Annotated in this window: 10 protein-coding genes; 4 read left to right on the top strand and 6 right to left on the bottom strand. The window is 44.0% G+C overall.

Going from position 1 to position 18,466, the window contains the following annotated elements; all coding sequences use genetic code 11:
- Positions 1-268: 268 nt before the first annotated feature.
- Together AC59JO_RS29100 and AC59JO_RS29095 are read right to left on the bottom strand one after the other, a co-directional pair.
- Positions 269-1,015 carry an SDR family NAD(P)-dependent oxidoreductase gene (locus AC59JO_RS29100; protein ID WP_413670958.1) on the bottom strand — a complete coding sequence of 249 codons (747 nt, stop codon included), beginning with the start codon at positions 1,013-1,015 and terminating at the stop codon, positions 269-271.
- A 16-nt stretch (positions 1,016-1,031) separates the two neighbouring features.
- Complete coding sequence (locus tag AC59JO_RS29095; protein ID WP_413670959.1) at positions 1,032-2,060, bottom strand: LacI family DNA-binding transcriptional regulator; 1,029 nt, start codon at positions 2,058-2,060, stop codon at positions 1,032-1,034.
- A gap of 157 nt (positions 2,061-2,217) precedes the next feature.
- Here AC59JO_RS29095 and uxuA point away from each other — a divergent pair, with 157 nt between their 5' ends.
- The 3 genes from uxuA to AC59JO_RS29080 all read left to right on the top strand — a co-directional run bounded on the left by uxuA (position 2,218) and on the right by AC59JO_RS29080 (position 6,924).
- On the top strand, positions 2,218-3,423 hold the full coding sequence (uxuA, locus tag AC59JO_RS29090; protein WP_413670960.1) for a mannonate dehydratase: 1,206 nt from the start codon (positions 2,218-2,220) through the stop codon (positions 3,421-3,423).
- A gap of 184 nt (positions 3,424-3,607) precedes the next feature.
- Complete coding sequence (locus AC59JO_RS29085; protein ID WP_413670961.1) at positions 3,608-5,788, top strand: alpha-glucuronidase family glycosyl hydrolase; 2,181 nt, start codon at positions 3,608-3,610, stop codon at positions 5,786-5,788.
- 23 nt (positions 5,789-5,811) lie between these two features.
- On the top strand, positions 5,812-6,924 hold the full coding sequence (locus AC59JO_RS29080) for a glycoside hydrolase family 43 protein (protein WP_413670962.1): 1,113 nt from the start codon (positions 5,812-5,814) through the stop codon (positions 6,922-6,924).
- A gap of 67 nt (positions 6,925-6,991) precedes the next feature.
- On the opposite strand, the gene AC59JO_RS29075 is transcribed toward AC59JO_RS29080, so the two are convergent.
- The 4 genes from AC59JO_RS29075 to AC59JO_RS29060 all read right to left on the bottom strand — a co-directional run bounded on the left by AC59JO_RS29075 (position 6,992) and on the right by AC59JO_RS29060 (position 17,147).
- Complete coding sequence (locus AC59JO_RS29075) at positions 6,992-7,915, bottom strand: S1C family serine protease (protein ID WP_497309869.1); 924 nt, start codon at positions 7,913-7,915, stop codon at positions 6,992-6,994.
- Positions 7,916-8,153: 238 nt separating this feature from the next.
- Entirely contained in the window at positions 8,154-9,338 is a 1,185-nt protein-coding gene (locus tag AC59JO_RS29070) for an alginate lyase family protein (protein ID WP_413670964.1), read from the bottom strand.
- 355 nt (positions 9,339-9,693) lie between these two features.
- Positions 9,694-15,480, bottom strand: coding sequence for a T9SS type B sorting domain-containing protein (locus AC59JO_RS29065; protein ID WP_497309867.1), 5,787 nt, complete (start codon positions 15,478-15,480; stop codon positions 9,694-9,696).
- Between the two features lie 317 nt (positions 15,481-15,797).
- On the bottom strand, positions 15,798-17,147 hold the full coding sequence (locus AC59JO_RS29060; RefSeq protein WP_497309865.1) for an alpha-L-fucosidase: 1,350 nt from the start codon (positions 17,145-17,147) through the stop codon (positions 15,798-15,800).
- Positions 17,148-17,264: 117 nt separating this feature from the next.
- Here AC59JO_RS29060 and AC59JO_RS29055 point away from each other — a divergent pair, with 117 nt between their 5' ends.
- Positions 17,265-18,446 carry an ROK family protein gene (locus AC59JO_RS29055; protein ID WP_497309863.1) on the top strand — a complete coding sequence of 394 codons (1,182 nt, stop codon included), beginning with the start codon at positions 17,265-17,267 and terminating at the stop codon, positions 18,444-18,446.
- The last annotated feature ends 20 nt before the right edge of the window (positions 18,447-18,466 follow it).

Genomic DNA, 18,466 nt, shown 5'->3' with positions numbered 1-18,466 from the left:
TAATGATCTTTTCCACTGTGTTTACTTTAATGTAAACCCATTTCCGGACAAGACAAACCTTTTGCACCTCTGGTGCATCTGTCCTTAAGCACCTCAATTAATACCTGATTATGTAGTAAAACCTTGCCGGCCCCAGCGGGGCCACGTGTTTATAATATTAAAAGATGACATTTTTTGGCTCCGTAGGTGCCTCCTATTGAACTTTCAGGTTGGTGAATTTTGTGGGTTAACTTAAACTCGCAGAGGACTCTGATGAACCTTATTCCTATTAAAACCCTATCGAATTACCCCCATCAACCTGTAATACAACCCCGGTTACATATTTGGCGCTGTCTGTAGCCAAATAATAAACGGCTTCGGCAACATCGGCAGGTTCGCCTAATTTACCCATTGGAGTGCGGCCCATAACCTTTTGCTTGCGGACCGGATCATTATCCAGCGCCTTTGCCGACATATCGGTAGATATAAAACCCGGAGCAACGCAGTTGACCCTGATGCCTTGCGGTGAGAGCTCGGTAGCCATAGCCCTTGTCATACCCTCAATAGCAGTTTTAGACGCGGAATAAGCAATAACATATGGAATGCCGTATTGCGCCGCCATCGAACTGATGTTAACTATACTTCCGCCGCCTGCTTTTAACATACTTTTTACCACCTCGCGGCTTATGGCAAATACCGAGGTAAGGTTAGTTTGGATCACCCTTGAAAACTCTTCGTCAGTAACCTCGGTAAAAGCCTTTTTATGGTTAATGCCTGCATTATTAACTAAAATATCGGGCACGCCAAATTCAGCTTCAATCTCAGCTATTAATTGTGGGATGCCGGTTGTATCGCTCAAATCGTATTGCCTGTAGGCGCAAAGCTCTCCAAACTGCTGTGCTGCCGAAATGAGTTTTGACTCGTCGCGACCGATAATAATAGTTTTGATGCCCTGTTCTATGAATTTCTTGGTGGTGGCAAGTCCAAGGCCGGAAGCTCCCCCGGTTACGATAGCAAGTTTGATTTTTGAGTTCATTAGGGTTTAAAAAATATTATTTTCTTCTGGAAGATTCACGCACTATCAATTCCGATCTGAGTATGAGGCTATGCGTTTGCTGCAGATCCTGCCGGTCTGCCAGATGGTTGATGAGCATACTGGCGGCCGCTTCGCCCATTTCATATCCTTTATAATTTACGGTAGTAAGATTGGGCTCAATTACACAGGCTGCCGGGTCATTATTAAAGCCGGCAACAGCTATTTGTTCGGGTATTTTGATGCCCGCTTTTTTCAACACTTGTATGCAGCTTACGGCACTCACATCGTTAACGGTGAATATGCCATCAGGAAGGGGATTCATTTTTAATATGGTTTCGGTAGCCGCTACAGCTTCTTTCGCGCTCAGATCATTGATGATCACTAATTGCTCATCAAAATCAACGTGGTGTGCTTCGAGTGCTTTTTTATATCCGCGAAGGCGTTCGGCATAAACATTACGCAATTGGTTGCCGGTGATATGCACTATTCTTTTACAGCCCTGTGTAAGCAGGTGATCAGTTACCTCGTAGGCAGCCTTGAAGTTATCTATATAGATTTGTGGGTATTGCTCATGCTCAAAAATCCTGTCGAAGAACAGTACCGGGATCTTACGCTTAATAAAGGGTTCAAAATGCTCAATGCTGGTAGTGTCATAAGCCAGTGAAACCAACAAGCCGTCAACCCGGTTATTGAGCATCGCCCTGGCATTACTGGCCTCTTTCTTCATCGTTTCTAACGACTGGCTGATGATGAGGTTGTAATTGTTGTTATTTACAACTTTTTCGATGCCGGCAATAACATCCGACATGAAACTACTGTTGAGCCGGGGAACAATAACGCCTATAATATTACTGTTTTTCCTGCGTAAATTACTGGCAAACGAATTGGAACGATAACCCATTTCTTCGGCAGCCTTAACGATCTTCTTTTTAGTATTTTTATTAACCCGGGGATGATCTTTAAGCGCACGGCTAACTGTAGCTGCCGAAACATTTAACTTTTCGGCAATATCATATATGGTTATCTCTTTTTCGTTGTCGTGCATATCAGTGATCTAAAGCAGATAAACGATGTTGCCGGGTGATTACTACCGGTGCAAAATGGTTTACGGGATAAAAGTATAAAAATATTAACAGATTATTCAAATTTATGCAATCGGTTGCATAAATTTATCGCGTTAATAAATATCCGTTTAAAATAGTATGGTACCAGATTTAGAACAAACCTTCAGGTGGTTTGGCCCGGCCGACCCGGTAACTTTAAATGCAATAAAACAAACAGGTGCAAGCGGGATAGTTACTGCGCTTCATCATATAAACTGTGGTGATGTTTGGAGCCGGGAAGCGATCAGGCGGCGGAAGGTTATAATTGAAAATGCGGGTTTTAACTGGGCGGTTGTGGAAAGTGTAAATATTCATGAAAGTATTAAAATCGGCAATGCTCAGCGTGATAAGTATATCGATAACTATATCCAAACGCTGCAAAATTTAGCACAGGAAGGAATTTTTACCGTTTGTTATAATTTTATGCCGGTATTGGATTGGACCCGCACACACCTTGATTATCGTTTAGCTAACGGTGCCTCGGCATTGCTTTATAATGCCCCTGCTTTGGCAGCGTTCGACCTGTATATTTTAGAGCGGGAAAATGCCTTTAATGAATTTAGCGCCGAGCAGCAGGCCGCCGCAAAGATTTATCTCCAAGGATTGAATGATAGTGATAGAACACTATTAACCAATACGATATTGGCCGGCCTGCCCGGAACTGATGAGGTTTTTACTATTGCCGAGTTTAAAGAACATCTTAATAAATACAGTGGGGTAGATGCTTGCGCATTAAAGGAAAACCTGTTTTATTTTTTAAGGGCGATCATTCCCTATGCCGAAAAGCTGGGTATAAAAATGTGTATCCATCCCGATGATCCTCCGTTTCCTATCCTTGGATTACCAAGAGTAGCATCTTCCTTAACCGATCTTACTGATATTGTAAACTGTTATCCTTCAATTGCCAATGGTATAACGCTTTGTACCGGTTCGTTAGGGGCATCAGGTACAAACGATATTCCTCAAATTATAGCGGATTTAGGGGAGAAGATCCATTTTCTGCACCTGCGTAATGTAGCCCGGCAACAGGACGGCAGCTTTTATGAGGCTGATCATTTAACCGGCAGTGTTGATATGTTTGCTGTGATGAAAGCTATAGTTAATGAGCAAGTAGCACGCAAAAATGCAGGCCGGACTGATATAGCGATCCCTGTACGGCCAGATCACGGGCATAAGCTATTGGATGATTTTAATTATGATACCTATCCCGGTTATTCAGTAATTGGCAGGCTAAAAGGCCTGGCCGAGCTCCGCGGATTGGAGATGGGGGTAAAGCGCATGTTGTACTATGGGCTTAGGGAATAAATAAATTCCTATTTGAAATATGTGATAGGAATTATATCTTGCAATCGATTGCAAGATATAAAAATTTATAAACCGTGCTAAATGAGGCGGGATCTTAGTCCGTTTCATTCATGAATTTTTCAACAGATCAATTGTAGTTTTTTATAAATCGCTTAGTGGTTTATGAAACTGAATTAATAATGCCATGGCCAAATATTCAATAAAGTACATGTGTTTACTTGCACTGCTTTTCATAGCGGCGATAAGCAAAGTTTATGCAGACAATGGCTATAAACTGTGGCTTGAATATAATAAGGTAACCAACACGCAACTGGCTGCCGGCTACAGGCAGCAATTGAAATACATGATCTTCCCGGCACAATCAGATCAGCTTAAAGCTTCAAAAACCGAACTTTTAACCGGCTTGGACGGAATGCTGGCATTAAAACCTGCCGAGGCTAAAAATATCATGAACGGGCAGACTATTATAATAGGTACGCCACAAACATTAAAGGCGTTTTCGATAAGTGTTCCTGATAGCATTGGCACCGAAGGATATCTCATTAAAACAACATTGATTGGCCAAAAGAAATGCATTGTGATAATGGCCAATACCGATTTAGGGGTTATGTACGGTGTTTTTAATTTTTTAAAACTGATCCAAACCAACCAATCCATAAATAAACTGGATGTATCTGACCATCCGCGCATCATGTACCGGGTGCTGGATCATTGGGATAACCTGAACCGCACTGTGGAGCGGGGGTATGCGGGTTCGTCCATCTGGAACTGGCATAAACTGCCGGGCGTTATCGAACAGCGATACATCGACTATGCAAGGGCCAATGCCTCGGTAGGGATTAATGGCTCGGTTGTTAACAATGTAAATGCCGATGCCCTGATCCTTTCACCTCAGTATTTGTTAAAGGTGCAGGCGCTGGCCAATGTGTTCAGAACGTATGGTATCCGGATCTACCTGTCGGTAAAATTCAGTAGCCCGGTTGAGCTTGGCGGCTTAAAAACTGCGGATCCACTTGATCCTGCAGTACAAAAATGGTGGGCCGATAAGGCTGATGAAATTTATCATTACATCCCCGATTTCGGAGGTTTTTTGGTGAAGGCTAATTCGGAGGGGCAACCCGGCCCGCAAAGTTATGGCCGCACCCATGCCGATGGCGCAAATATGCTGGCCGATGCTTTAGCGCCGCACCATGGTATAGTGATGTGGCGTGCCTTTGTTTACGATAATAAAGTGCCGGATGATCGCTTTAAGCAGGCCTATAATGAATTTAAACCCTTTGACGGCAAGTTTAAGGACAATGTGATTATCCAGGTAAAGAATGGCCCGATAGATTTTCAGCCGAGGGAGCCATTTCATCCCCTGTTTGGCGCTATGCCCAATACGCCGCTGATGATGGAGTTTCAGTTAACCCAGGAGTATCTCGGCTTTTCGACCCACCTGGTTTATGAAGCGCCGCTGTTTGCCGAATGCCTGCAATCAGATACATACACACATGGCAGAGGCTCAACCGTAGCGCGGGTTGTTAAAGGCGATTTTAACAGGAAACTGATAACCGGAATGGCGGGTGTAGCCAACATCGGTACAGATTTAAACTGGTGTGGCCATCCATTTGCACAGGCCAACTGGTATGCCTTCGGCCGAATGGCATGGAACCCCGATCAGTCATCGGCTGTAATTGCCGGCGACTGGCTCTGGATGACGTTTACAAATGATGAAAATTTTGTATCCCCTGTAAAAAGCTTCATGCTGCAGTCAAGAGAAAATACCGTTAATTATATGACACCGCTTGGGCTGCACCACATCATGGGCGTATCAACGCACTACGGCCCTGGCCCATGGGTTGATAATGCCGGTCGCCCGGACTGGAACGCTACTTATTATCATAAGGCCGATTCGGCAGGGATAGGTTTTGACCGTACAACTTCAGGAAGTAATGCGCTATCGCAATATGCACCCGAGGTTAAAGCGCACTGGGAAAACCTGCAAACCTGCCCTGACGAATACCTGCTGTGGTTTCATCGTTTAAGCTGGACATACAAAATGCGCTCGGGCAGGTCATTATGGGATGAATTGGTTTACCACTACTACAGTGGGGCCGATTCCGTTAAGCAAATGGGGCTTACCTGGGATAAAATGCAGGGCAAGATAGACGCCGAACGTTTTACCGAAGTAAAACAGTTGATGGAGGTTCAGTTAAATGAGGCTACAACCTGGCGTGATGCCTGTGTTTTATATTTTCAAACATTTTCAAAAATGCCTGTTAATGATACCTATCCCAAGCCGGAACATCCGCTGGATTATTATAAAAAGATGAAATTTTATTATGTGCCTGGTATAGGGGGCAATAATTATATGACCAATTAATGATCACCATAAACCAAACACCAATGAGCAAACAATTTATCACAGCAAAATTAGTCCTAACGCTTTTTACGCCGTTATGCATTTTGAGTGCGTGTAACTCATCAACTAAAAAAACAGCCGATGCGGCAGACAGTACAAAAGCGGATACAGGCAAAAAAGTTAAATACCTTTCCCAGCCGCTTATCAGTTCCATTTATACTGCTGATCCTTCGGCGCATGTATTTAACGGTAAGATTTATATTTATCCATCGCATGATATCAATGCGGGGATCCCTGAGAATGATAACGGCGATCATTTTGCCATGAAGGATTATCATATCCTGTCGATGGATAGCATTGGCGGTAAGGTTACAGACAATGGTGTGGCGCTTGATATTAAAGATATCCCCTGGGCAGGCAGGCAGCTTTGGGCACCCGATGCAGCTTATAAAAATGGGACCTATTACCTGTACTTCCCGGTGAAGGATAAAAAGGATGTTTTTCATATTGGTGTAGCAACTTCTGCTAACCCGGCGGGCCCCTTCAAAGCCGAGCCTGAGCCAATAGCAGGAAGTTACAGCATTGATCCTGCTGTATTTACGGATACAGATGGAAAAACCTACATGTATTTCGGTGGAATCTGGGGAGGTCAGCTTCAGCGCTGGACAACCGGTAAATACGAGGCAAACGGATCAAAAACCGATTCGAAACAGGAAGATGCCCCGGCCATAAGCTGTAAGGTAGCTTTGTTAAAACCAGATATGAAAACCTTTGACGGCACTGTAAAAGATGCTGTTATTGTAGATAGTCTTGGTAAGCCGCTGCTGACCAAAGACCATGACCGCCGCTTTTTTGAAGGTTCATGGATGCACAAGTACAACGGCAAATATTACTTCACCTATTCAACCGGCGATACACATTTCCTTTGCTATGCTATAGGCAACAGTCCGCTGGGGCCATTTACCTATAAAGGTGTATTTATGAAGCCGGTACAGGGCTGGACAACTCATCATTCCATTATCGAAATAAAAGGCAAATGGTATATATTTTATCATGATACCCAGCTATCGGGCAAAACGCATCTGCGCAATGTGAAGGTAACCGAACTACAGCATAACGCTGATGGATCTATTAAACTGATTGATCCGTTTTTGTAGGAGAGCATTCAATAAAATGTATGAAAATAAATGGGGCTGCTTCCATGTGAAGCAGCCCCATTTATTTTCAGTTCTTTTGTGCCGGCGTTATCCTAAACTCAGTTTTATAGTTGTTCCTAAGGATGCCGATATATTGGAACTGGCCTATTTTATCCTCGGTAAGCATTTTAAATAGACTGTCTGATGTTTCAACCGGTTGGTTGTTGAAGGAATAAATAATATCCCCGCTAAGGATGCCAGCCCTGGCGGCAGGACTGTCTTTAGCAACCTCCGAAACAAATAACGCCTGTTTATTAGATACCTCATGAATTGCCCGAAGTTTCGGAACCAGATCTATCTGCTGCATAACAACACCAAGGTATGCCCTTTTTACCTTGCCAAACCTGATGAGCTGATTGGCAATATCCTTGGCCGTATTAATACTGATGGCAAAACAAATACCTTGCGCTCCTCTGATCACTGCTGTATTTACACCTACTACCTCGCCATCGCCGTTAACTAACGGCCCGCCTGAATTTCCGGGGTTAAGTGCCGCATCTGTCTGGATCATGCTGTCCATCAACCTGCCGCCCTGGCCTTCTAATGTTCGGCCTAAGGCGCTAACCACGCCGGCAGTTACCGTATGCTGAAAGCCTAATGGGTTCCCGATAGCAATGACCAACTGACCGATCTGAAGCTGATCGGCATCTCCTAATTTTACCGGTGTAAACTCTGCCCCATTGATTTTAATGATGGCTAAATCCGTATCCGGGTCTTCGCCAATAAGTTCGGCCGTGTGTACGGTACCGTCATGCATTTTTACCTTAATCTTTTTGGCATTGTGTATAACATGGCTGTTGGTAAAAAGATATCCATCCGAAGAAAATAGGAACCCTGATCCCGTTCCGGCAGTCTGTTCCTTACCATTAGCATTACTGAAAATCTCGATTTTTACAACTGCTGTCTTCACCTTGTCAACAGCATTGATAATTGTAGCCGAATAGCTATCCATAATAATCCTTTCAAAAGGCAGCGCTCAAATTGCATTCCCTATTTTAAAAGATCATTAATTGTGGCGATTTTACGTCCTTTTGTCTGTTGTAGCCTCAGAGCGTGGTTATTATGTCAGTTTTATGCTTTGCATGATAGTGCTGTGGCCTTTGATTTTATTAAAGTAAAAAGCTGCTCCGCTAATGAGGTCAGTCATAAACGGGCAGCTTCAACAAGATTTTAATTAAGTCGATGTTTTGTTAAAAAGTAGTTGGCACATTGTTATGCGTGTAGTTTGTCCAGCATAAAAAGCCAATATCGCCATTAGGCAAACCATTGCTGTCGCATACATAATTGCTGGCGATGTAGCTGGTTTCGGTAGTTCCGTAATGGCGGTTAGCCACCTCAATGCCCGGCCAGATTGGGTTGTTAACATTGCCGTTTGGCGAACATGGTGGTGATACGGTGCCGTGCATCAGCTTATACTGGTAATTAAACCCGGTTAATAAACGGCTGCTGCTTGCCGAGTAAATAGACAGATCGCCCTGAATGCCTGCAATGTTTGCGGCATAGCTCAATCCTGTAAGCGAGTATTGATAGTGCACATAGTCATTATGTGATCCGCAGATCTCGCCATTCATTGAACCATCAGATGCTATTACATTAGGCAATACGGTTTTTACAGCTGTGATACCGTTTTGGTATACAGTTTGGCTGTCTTCAAATACACCTATAGCCATTTTTGCGTATCCGGCAGATACGTTCCAGTTGTTGTTAAAGTTGGGCACGTTATTGATGTAATTATCTTTCATGTTGTTCAGAAAGTTTACAAACTGCGTGTTTTCGGCAGTGGTCCAGCCGCCGCCAACACCGCTGGCCGGAATGTAGTATTTAATAATTTCTGCAGCGGCTGCAAAGGTAGGCGCCGCCCATGAAGCCTCAAGCGATGCCTGGTTAGGCTGTGAACCGGTTACACTGAAATTTTGAAAGCTATTGGCCCAGCCGTCAAGAATTTGTTTTACAGTGGTTGCATAGGAGGCGGTACCGGTTTTAGCCCAGCGCAGTGCCAGGGCATAGCTTAGCAAAGCATCGCCTTTAAATGCAATTTCATCGGGTGTGGTAACGCCGCCTGCAACCTGTACGGTAGCTTTATACGCACCGCTGGGGCTGTGGTTGTTGCAGTAGTTGAGCACAAACTGATAGGCAGCCAGCCGGTTGGCATCGTTTGAGTTTGCTTGCTGGCCTACATAATCAAGTGTTTGTTGAGTGTTAAGGATCCCGGGGTGGATAAAGCCGGTAGCCTGGGTTTTTAATGCCGATGAGGTTGCATTCTTGTCTGCCGCCGCCGGTGTCACTTGTTTTTTAGTGCAATAAGTGAAAAATAGAGCCACAAAAAGGGCTAAACCCAACAGGGTTACACAGGTAGTTTTTGGTTTGTTGTTCATAAATTGGTTTTTAGTTTATAATTGTTATTCCCGGCATAATGCCATAAAAACAAGCCGTTTACGGGTTAATCGGACCCGGCATTTTTTTTGCTTAGCATACGGTCTTACAGTAGTTTTGGAATACCGGGCAATTGGTTTGACAAAACAAATTTATTGTAAACTATTGATTAAAAGCAAGATACATTGTTGTCGATACGCTTGATCCGCAAAGGCACTTCGCGGCTGCGTGGCTGTTTTAATGGAAAAAAAAGTTGAATTTTTTTTGCCTGATACGGTTTATCCGCATAATAAAGTGAGAATTAAGGGTTGTTCGTGCTTCTGAATTTATTTTAATTAGTGTGTTATCGGCGCGATTTTATCTGACTATAGCTACCCAACCCGACTTTACCGGCGATTTATCTTTGAGGTTGATAACATAATAATAGGTGCCGGTGGGCAGCGGGCTCCCACCCAACTGGCCATCCCACTGCCTGCCATAACCAATAGACGAAAATATCCTGGCTCCCCAGCGGTTAAATATGTCTACGGTACAATTTGAATAGTATTCAATGTACTTTATAGCCCAGGTATCATTTATTCCGTCGCCGTTGGGGCTGAAGGTGTTAAATACAACTACTCCTGCCGGTGTTATGGTAAGCACTCCGGTTACATAGGTAAAGGTGTAATTAGGCGATTCCGCTCCGCTTGCAAATGAAATGGTATATTCTCCAACAGCCGATGCTGGTGTGGCCATTGTTCCTGTTACCGGTTTTTTTATAAGGTCCGATTCGTTTTCGTTATTTACAAAGCCGCTGTATGTGACGGTGAATGGAGGGTTGTCTGAGCGGTAGGGGCGGGTTTTGTTATCTGCGGTAACTATTACAGAGGCGGGGACAACCGTGCTGTTAGGTACAGGCAAAATATTTGCCGTACCACTGGTGTTTAACGAAACGTTACCGGAATAACTGCCAACGGTGGTTGTTTTCGCCAACCTGATATAAACAGTGGTGCCGGTAAGTGTACCTGCACTACCTATGGTTACTGTGTTGTTAAAATTTATACCATCTGTACTTGCCTCAAAGCCTGCAGGCGGAGTGATTGTTACGCCGGATAATAGATTATTTCCCGATACACTGAAGCTGCCCGAAGCGGATGGTGTGCCGTAAACTGTATTGAGCGATGATAAGTTGCTTGTAAATGTTATTGCAGGTACAAGGGTAGGTTTAATAGTAATATTAAAAATAACAGGGCTTCCTGTACACGACCCGCTTGATGGCGTTACGGTTATAGTTGCCGTAATCGGGTTTGTTGTATTATTGACGGCCGTAAATGATGGTATGTTGCCTGTGCCAGTGGACTGTAGGCCTATGCCAGGCATGTTGTTTGCCCATGTATAAGTGGTAGCTGTACCGGAGAAATTGATGACTGTTGTAGCCGAGCCGTTGTTAAAAGCAAAAGGTGGCATAGGATTGACGATGGGCAATCCGTTAATATTGCCAGATACATTAACTGTTTTATCGGTGGCCCCTGCTGATGAAATACTAACTACTCCTGAGCTACTGCCTGCAGGGGCGGAGGCCGAAGAACGTACGTAAATAATAGTATTGCTAACTTTTCCGGCTGTTGGTGCGAGTGTAAGCATAGTTGTATAGCCGGTGGCCGGATTAAGAGATATTTCAAAATTTGCAGGGGCTGCTATCTGCATATCGCTTACAAGACTATTGCCTGTTACCGGAAACTGCTGGAGATCCGGACTGGAAGATGCTGATCCCTGACATGCAGTAATGCTTCCGCTTACAGCACCTGTTGTCAGGGATGGAGGAGTTGGAATAATATTGATTTTGAAGATTGTAGAATTGCCTGTACATGTTGCATTTAGCGCCGTAACTGTAATGGTTGCGCTAAGCACCGTTTGCCCGTTATTGACGGCTGTAAACGAGGGGATATCGCCACTGCCATTAGAAGGCAAGCCGATAGCCGGGTTCCCATTGGTCCACGTGTATGTAGTTGCCGTGCCTGTGAAATGTATAGGTGTTGTTGCAGCTCCGTCGTTAAAGGTTTGAGTAGATAACGCATCAACTACAGGCAGGGCTTGCACCGTGCCGTTTACAGGTACACTTTGATCTGTGGCGCCGGCAGATGACAATATCACATTGCCTGAAATATTGCCGGCGGGGGCTATATCTGCTATTCGTACATAAATTTCTGTATTGTCAACTTTTCCGGCACTTTGTGCCAGCGTAAGTGCGTTGGTATATCCTGTGTTTGGATTAAGTGATATTTCAAAATTTGGAGGTGCCGCTACCTGCATATCTCCGGTTAGGTTTGCACCTGTAACGTTGAATTTTTGAATATCCGGACTGACTGAAGGTGAGCCCTGGCATGCTGTAATATTACCGGTTACTGCGCTGCTTATTAAGGTTGGAATTGCCGGCTTTATATTGATTTTGAAGCTCATGGAATTGCCCTGGCATGAAGCATCCGAAGGTATTACAGTGACGGTTGCGGTAACTACGGCCTGGCTGTTATTGACGGCCGTAAATGATGGTATGTTGCCGCTTCCACTGGCGGGCAAGCCAATAGAAGGTAAATCGTTGGCCCATGTATAAGTTGTTGCTGTTCCGGTAAGGTTGATGGCAGCTGTTATGCTTCCATTGTTAAAAGTTTGATCATTTACCTGATTGGCGATTGGCAACGGACGGATCACCCCATTTACAGTAACCTTTTTATCGGATACCCCGGCGTAGCTGAGCACTACATCGCCGGAAATATTACCCGAAGTGCCTGATGCTGCCGAACGGACATAAACAATTTGATCCGTTACAGTGCCGCCCGTTTGCACAATGGTTACGGTATTTGCAAATCCGCTGGTCTCACTTAACGACATTTCGAACCCGGCAGGCGCTGTGGCTGTAATGTCGTTTGATAAGTTATTGCCGGATACCTTAAACTGCTGCGTATTTGTTGATGCCGAACCGGCGCATGCTGAAATAATACCCGTAACGGTACTGGCTGTGATAACCGAAATTCCGTTTACGGTTATGGTAAATTTAGTTGGTATACCCGTGCATCCGGTTCCGGGGACAAAAAAGTTTCCAAAGCTTTTGCTCAACTGCCCGGTTACGTTGATCGTGTTAATTATTGAATTAGTAGCAGTGCTGATAATATTTACACCACTTGAACCTTCATTTGCTACATAAACATATTTTCCGTCGGGAGTTATGGATACGCCAAAAGGGTGGTTGCCTGTGGGTATGGTAGCAATTACTTTATTGAGCTCGGCATCTACTACCATCACGTTGTTGCTCAGTGTATTGGATATATACACTCGTTTACCATCCGGGCTAACGCAAACACCGGTAGATACATCGCCGACGGGAATGTTAGCTATAACTGTTTTTGTTGCCGCGTTTATTACTTTGAGCGATCCGTTGTATTGTGCGCTGGTGGCATATACACGGCTATTATCCGGGCTTACCGCAACCCCGGTAGGGCCAAAATTTACTTTGATCTGGCTTGTTTGATGTGTTTGGGTATTAATAGCAATTATCGCATTTTCGCCGGTACTGCCAACATAAACAGTTAAACCATCAGGACTTGCGGCTATGCCATAGGGGCCAAACCCAACATAAATAGGTGGTTCGGCTGTGGCTGTGGCTACATCTATGATGGTAACGTTAGAGGTACGCTCGTTGACTACATAAACCTTTTTTCCATCCGGACTAAAACAGATTCCTATAGGGGTAGAAACGTTATTAACAGTTGACACCACCTTATGGGTAGTTGTATTAATAAATTTGACAGCATTGGCATTGTAATCGGTAATGGCCACCAGGGTGCCATCAGGGCTAACCGTTGTTCCGATTGGCTGCCCGTCGGTATTGATAGTTCCTGTTTGTTTATTATTATCGGCATCTACCAGGATCATATTATTTGCTCCGGCGAGGTATAAGTATCCGTCAGAAGAAGGTGTAACTGTAATGTTGGCCTTTACCGGAAGTATGCCGGTATTTATAGCGGTAAAAGACGGGATATCACCGGTGCCGCTTGCTGCCAGACCGATTGATGGCTTATCGTTGGTCCATGTGTAAGTATTAGCTGTGCCTGTAAATTTAATGGCGGCTGTTATATCGCCGTTATTGTATACCGGATTGTCAGTGGCATCTGTAGTAGGCAGGTCGTTAACTACACCTTTTACGGCTACGCTTTTGCTGGTTGCTCCTGGCGTACTTAAAACCACATTGCCCGAAAGTTTAGCCGCCGTGCCCGATGCTTTTGCACGAACATAAATTACCTTATTGGTAACTGCGCCGCCGGTTGGTGTAATATTTAAAACACCGGCAAAACCACTGGTTTGACTGAATGAGATCTCCAGCCCTGCGGGAGACATAGCAGTTATATTCCCCGACAAATTGTTGCCAGATATTGTAAATTGCTGAAAACTTGTTGAAGGGGCGCCTATACACGTGGTAATAAGCCCCCCAACTGTTCCTGGCGTAATAGTGGTAGGCGAGGGGTTAACCGTGATCTTAAAATTGGTTGGACTACCGGTACAGGTATTTATGCCGGGTGTTATAAAATTGCCCACAACATAAGGGAATATACCACATGGTATGGTGGCAGAGACCGTATAATTTGACGTGTTAATAACCGACAAGGTGCCGGAGCCAGCATTGGCAACATATACATATTTACCATCCGGAGTAATGGATAAACCTTCGGGTGATTGCCCGACGGGTAGGGTGGTCATAACAGCGTCGTCAGTAGCATTGATTATGGTTACAGTACCCGCAGTTTGATTGGTAACATAAATACGGGTGCCATCAGGACTTATGGCGATTCCTTCTGCATCAGCAGTTAAGCCGATAACTGCTGAAAGGGTATTGGTGGCGACATCTATTACGTAAACACAATTGGAGTAACTTCCGGTGAAGTAAACCTTGCTTCCATCCGGGCTTGTAACAGCATAGCGTGCCCCCTGGGCCGGAATATTGATGCTCGGGAGGTTGTTACCGGTATCATAAATCCGTATATCACCATTAGCGAGGTTGGTGGTATAAATCCATTTTCCGTCGTCGCTTAAGGCAATCCCGGCCCCACCCGAAGGAAATGTAAGTGCCGTTAATACAGCATCATTTGCAACATCTATAACAGTACATTCGCCACTTTCACCGGCAACGTAAGCCCTGGTTCCGTCATTGCTGAATATCAGTGCTGTGGGATTATCAAAAATTGATATATCCTTAGTCTGGTTAGTCTGTGTGTTGATTATGGAAATACTTCTGCCAGATACGTTGCCAACGTACACTTTCTTCCCATCCGGGCTAATGGCAACGAATCTCGGATTGGCACCCACGGGAATATTGGCAATAACTTTATTGTTTGTGGTGTTAATTGCCAGAACCGTGTTCGAGGCATAATCGGGCACATAGGCAATGTTGGCTTTCTGGGATGTTACACTGATGTGCGCCACTACAGGGCTGGAGCCGGTATTTGCGGCGGTAAAGGAAGGGATATTATCCTGTCCGCTTACAGGCAGGCCAATAGCGGGTTTATCATTTGTCCAGTAAAAAGTATTCCCGGTACCGCTGAAGTTTACCTGGGTGGTATTGTCTCCGTTAATAAAAGTAATATCTGATATATTATCGACCGTTGGAGGGCTATCGATAATACCCTTTACGGCGACATTTTTTGTAGTACCCCCCGGTGTAGTTAATGTTACAAAGCCGGAGAGGTTAGCCGGGGCACCCGCAGCTTTGATGCGTACATATATTGTCTTTTGGCTTACCGAACTGCCTTGTGCAACCAGGAAAAAAGTATTGGTAAAGCCACCGGCGGGGTTAATTGAAACCTCAAAGCCTGCAGGTGCAGTAACAGTGATATTACCTGTAAGGTCACTTCCTGAAACGGTAAACTGCTGTGTGCTTGCAGAGGGTGAGCCAATACAGGCCGAGATTACCCCGCTTGCTGCGCTTACTGCAATATCAGGTGCCGCAGATCCCGGTTTTATTTTACTTATCCGGCTATAGTTAAATTTAACAAAAGAGGGTGTTATTATATTGCTTTGACTATGATGATCCGGTAGCACTGTTGGCTCGGTTATCCGTGTTGCCGGAGTAAAAAAAGCAGAAACTAAACTCAATAAAAGTAAAGCTTTACACATGACTAAGTTAGGTTGAATGCAGGTTTCAGTAGTCGAATTTACTCAGTATGAAGTTATTACTTTAATTGTGAAATATAAAACACTTATTAATTAGGATGTTTTTTTGAAGAATGAATGCTAAGGTTAATACTGTATGGTGATATTGTAAAATTTAGTTACTTATCATATTTTTTTAATCATGATAGACGAATATCGAAACAACTGGCAAAAAAAAGCCTGCAATTAGTTACAGGCTTTTGATAAATTGATATCAGGGGATAGGGGTTGTGCAGATATAAAGGCTTTAGGCCTTCCGCTTTTAGCTTTAGGCTTTTCTGTTATTCATTGGTCAGAAATCCGCCTTTGCCATGATAAAGGTCAAGTTTGCCGTTAAGTTCAATTTTTATTACCGACATATACTTATCCTGCTGGCTTTCAGGAATTGGGATGTACAATAAGCCCGGTACCGCGCTCCATGAAATTTTGCCAACGATTTTATAGGTTAGTGGTGTATCGCTGCCAAGAACGCTTATTTTTTTGATGCTGTTTTTCAATCCTTTCACCAATACCGGAGCACTTGTTTTAGCCGGAACAAACAGGTATACCGTGGTTGAATCTTTTGACAAGGTACTCGCACCGTAATAGTGGCCCTGTGGCATGCCGGCTATGGTATTAAAAACACCTTCGCCATTTTTCTTGTTCCAGGCACCCAGCTCTTTGAGCATGTTCACTTCCTGCGGCGGAATGCTGCCATCGCCTTTAGGGCCAATGTCCAGCAGTAAATTGCCACCGTAGCTTACGGCGTCAGTAAAAATGCTGATGATTTCATAAGGGGTTTTAAAATTAGTGTCCTGTGGCTGATAGCCCCAGTTATCATTAATGGTCATACAAAGTTCCCACCATTTGTAATTAGGTCTTGACACCGGGAAGTTTTGCTCAGGGGTGTCATAATCGCCAAAGCCCTGCAGGCGTCCGTTTATGATAGTGTTGGGGTTGTAACCTAATAGTTTTTGTCGCACTGCCGATGCGTTCCATTCCTCGGCGCTATGTTCCCAATCACCGTCAAACCACCAAAGGTCGGGGTTATATTGTTTGGCCAGTTCATCAAGCTGCCCGTTCATAAAGGTTAAATATTTGGCCCATTTCGCCGGTTGGGAACTAACCTGGTACCTGCTGCTGTCTTTCAAAAAACCCGGATAATCGGCATGGCTCCAATCAATAAGCGAAAAGTAAGCTCCTGCTTTTACACCACGTGCACGTAAGGCATCGTATAGTGGTTTTAACAGGTCTCTTTTTGCAGGAGTTTTTTTCACCACATTCAGCGGGCCGTATTTGCTGTTCCATAACGCTACACCATCGTGATGTTTGGTGGTCATTACCGCATAGCGGGCCCCGCTTTCTTTTATCAGCTCTGCCAGCTCATCTGGTTTATATTGATCGGCTGTAAAGCCTTTTAGCTGGTTCATATAATCCGGATAGCTGATCTTTTTGTTATGAAAACTCCAGCTTTCATCAATTCCTTTTACCGAATAGATGCCGTAATGAATAAATATGCCCAGTTTGGCATCGGCAAACCATTGCATTTTTTCTTTGATTTCATCAGGATTTACACCGTGTTGCGCCTGTGCATAACCCGTGTATAACATGGTAAATAATACCATGAAAAGGTGTGATAGTTTTCTTCTCATTTTCAAAAGTAATTATTGCTTTTATAAATCTTTACTATACTTTTTAAAAAAAATAAAAAGTTTTCTTTGGTTATTAAATTAATTTATTTAAATATGCAGATATAAACCCCCTGCTATATGTTTCTCAAGAATATCGACCTTATTAAAGGGCTGTATTACAGCAAGGCTGCTTCCCTTAATGACCTGAGTATTTACACAGGCAGAAGCATCCCTTATGTAACCAAAGGGATAGCTGATTTAATTAAGTTAGATATTGTAAAGGAGGTTGGCATACGGGCCTCAAGTGGCGGCAGGAAACCCGCAACCTACTCATTGATAGCCGAAACCGGCTTTATCATTTCGGTAGCTATGAACCAGTTTTTGACAAGGATTGTAATTGTCAATATGAGTAATGAGTTTGTAGGCGAATTGCAGGAGTTTGAATTAAAGCTGAACGATAACAAGGATGCTATCCATTCATTGATAACCTGTATCCAGACCGTAGTTGTTAACTCAGGATTGCCAAAAGATAAATTTTTAGCTATAGGTATTACCATGCCGGGTTTTATTGATGCGTTTTTGGGTAATAACCTGAGCTTCCTTAAATCGCCGGAAGAAACATTGGTAACTTACATTACCAAACAAGCCGGGCTACCTGTGTTTATTGAAAACGACTCGACGGCTATAGCCCTGGCCGAGCAAAAATTTGGCCTTCCCATCGCCCGTAATAACTCTATGATCATAAACCTTGGCTGGGGTGTTGGCCTGGGGATGATCATCAATAAAGAGATATTTAAAGGGCATAGCGGTTTTGCGGGAGAGTTTAGCCACCTGCCGCTTCATAAAAACGGAAAGCTATGCTCATGTGGCAAGCAGGGGTGTTTAGAAACCGAAGCTTCTTTGCTGGCCATTGAAGCCAAGGCTGTTGAAGGCTTAAAACAGGGCGAAGTTAGCAGCCTGGTAAAATATGATACATTATCGGCAGATGATATCATTACCGAAGCGCTCAAAGGCGACGCATTCGCTATAAAAATAATTTCGGAAGCAGCTTATTTTATTGGTCAGGGGCTGGCCATATTGCTGCACCTGATGAATCCCGAAAGTATTATTTTAAGCGGGAAGGGAAGTGTTATAGGCAAATTATGGCTTAGCCCTATTCAGCAGGCCATGAATGAGCATTGCATCCCACACTTAACCACTTACACCCAATTGGCGGTTTCAAACCTTGGCAACAACGCACAACTGTTAGGGGGCGTAACCACGGTGATTGAAAACCTATATAAACTTAGTCCGCAGGCCGGTATTTCCGAACCTGCATAAATATACCCAAGAGCTTTTTT

This window comes from Mucilaginibacter sp. A5337 (assembly GCF_059690695.1).
Note: the sequence above shows the minus strand (reverse complement) of the source record. Positions and strands in the feature narration are given on the sequence as shown.

Coding starts and splice junctions, on each gene's coding strand:
- AC59JO_RS29100 (WP_413670958.1), bottom strand. CDS start 1,015: ATGAACTCAAAAATCAAACTTGCTATCGTAACCGGGGGAGCTTCCGGC.
- AC59JO_RS29095 (WP_413670959.1), bottom strand. CDS start 2,060: ATGCACGACAACGAAAAAGAGATAACCATATATGATATTGCCGAAAAG.
- uxuA (WP_413670960.1), top strand. CDS start 2,218: ATGGTACCAGATTTAGAACAAACCTTCAGGTGGTTTGGCCCGGCCGAC.
- AC59JO_RS29085 (WP_413670961.1), top strand. CDS start 3,608: ATGGCCAAATATTCAATAAAGTACATGTGTTTACTTGCACTGCTTTTC.
- AC59JO_RS29080 (WP_413670962.1), top strand. CDS start 5,812: ATGAGCAAACAATTTATCACAGCAAAATTAGTCCTAACGCTTTTTACG.
- AC59JO_RS29075 (WP_497309869.1), bottom strand. CDS start 7,915: ATGGATAGCTATTCGGCTACAATTATCAATGCTGTTGACAAGGTGAAG.
- AC59JO_RS29070 (WP_413670964.1), bottom strand. CDS start 9,338: ATGAACAACAAACCAAAAACTACCTGTGTAACCCTGTTGGGTTTAGCC.
- AC59JO_RS29065 (WP_497309867.1), bottom strand. CDS start 15,480: ATGTGTAAAGCTTTACTTTTATTGAGTTTAGTTTCTGCTTTTTTTACT.
- AC59JO_RS29060 (WP_497309865.1), bottom strand. CDS start 17,147: ATGAGAAGAAAACTATCACACCTTTTCATGGTATTATTTACCATGTTA.
- AC59JO_RS29055 (WP_497309863.1), top strand. CDS start 17,265: ATGTTTCTCAAGAATATCGACCTTATTAAAGGGCTGTATTACAGCAAG.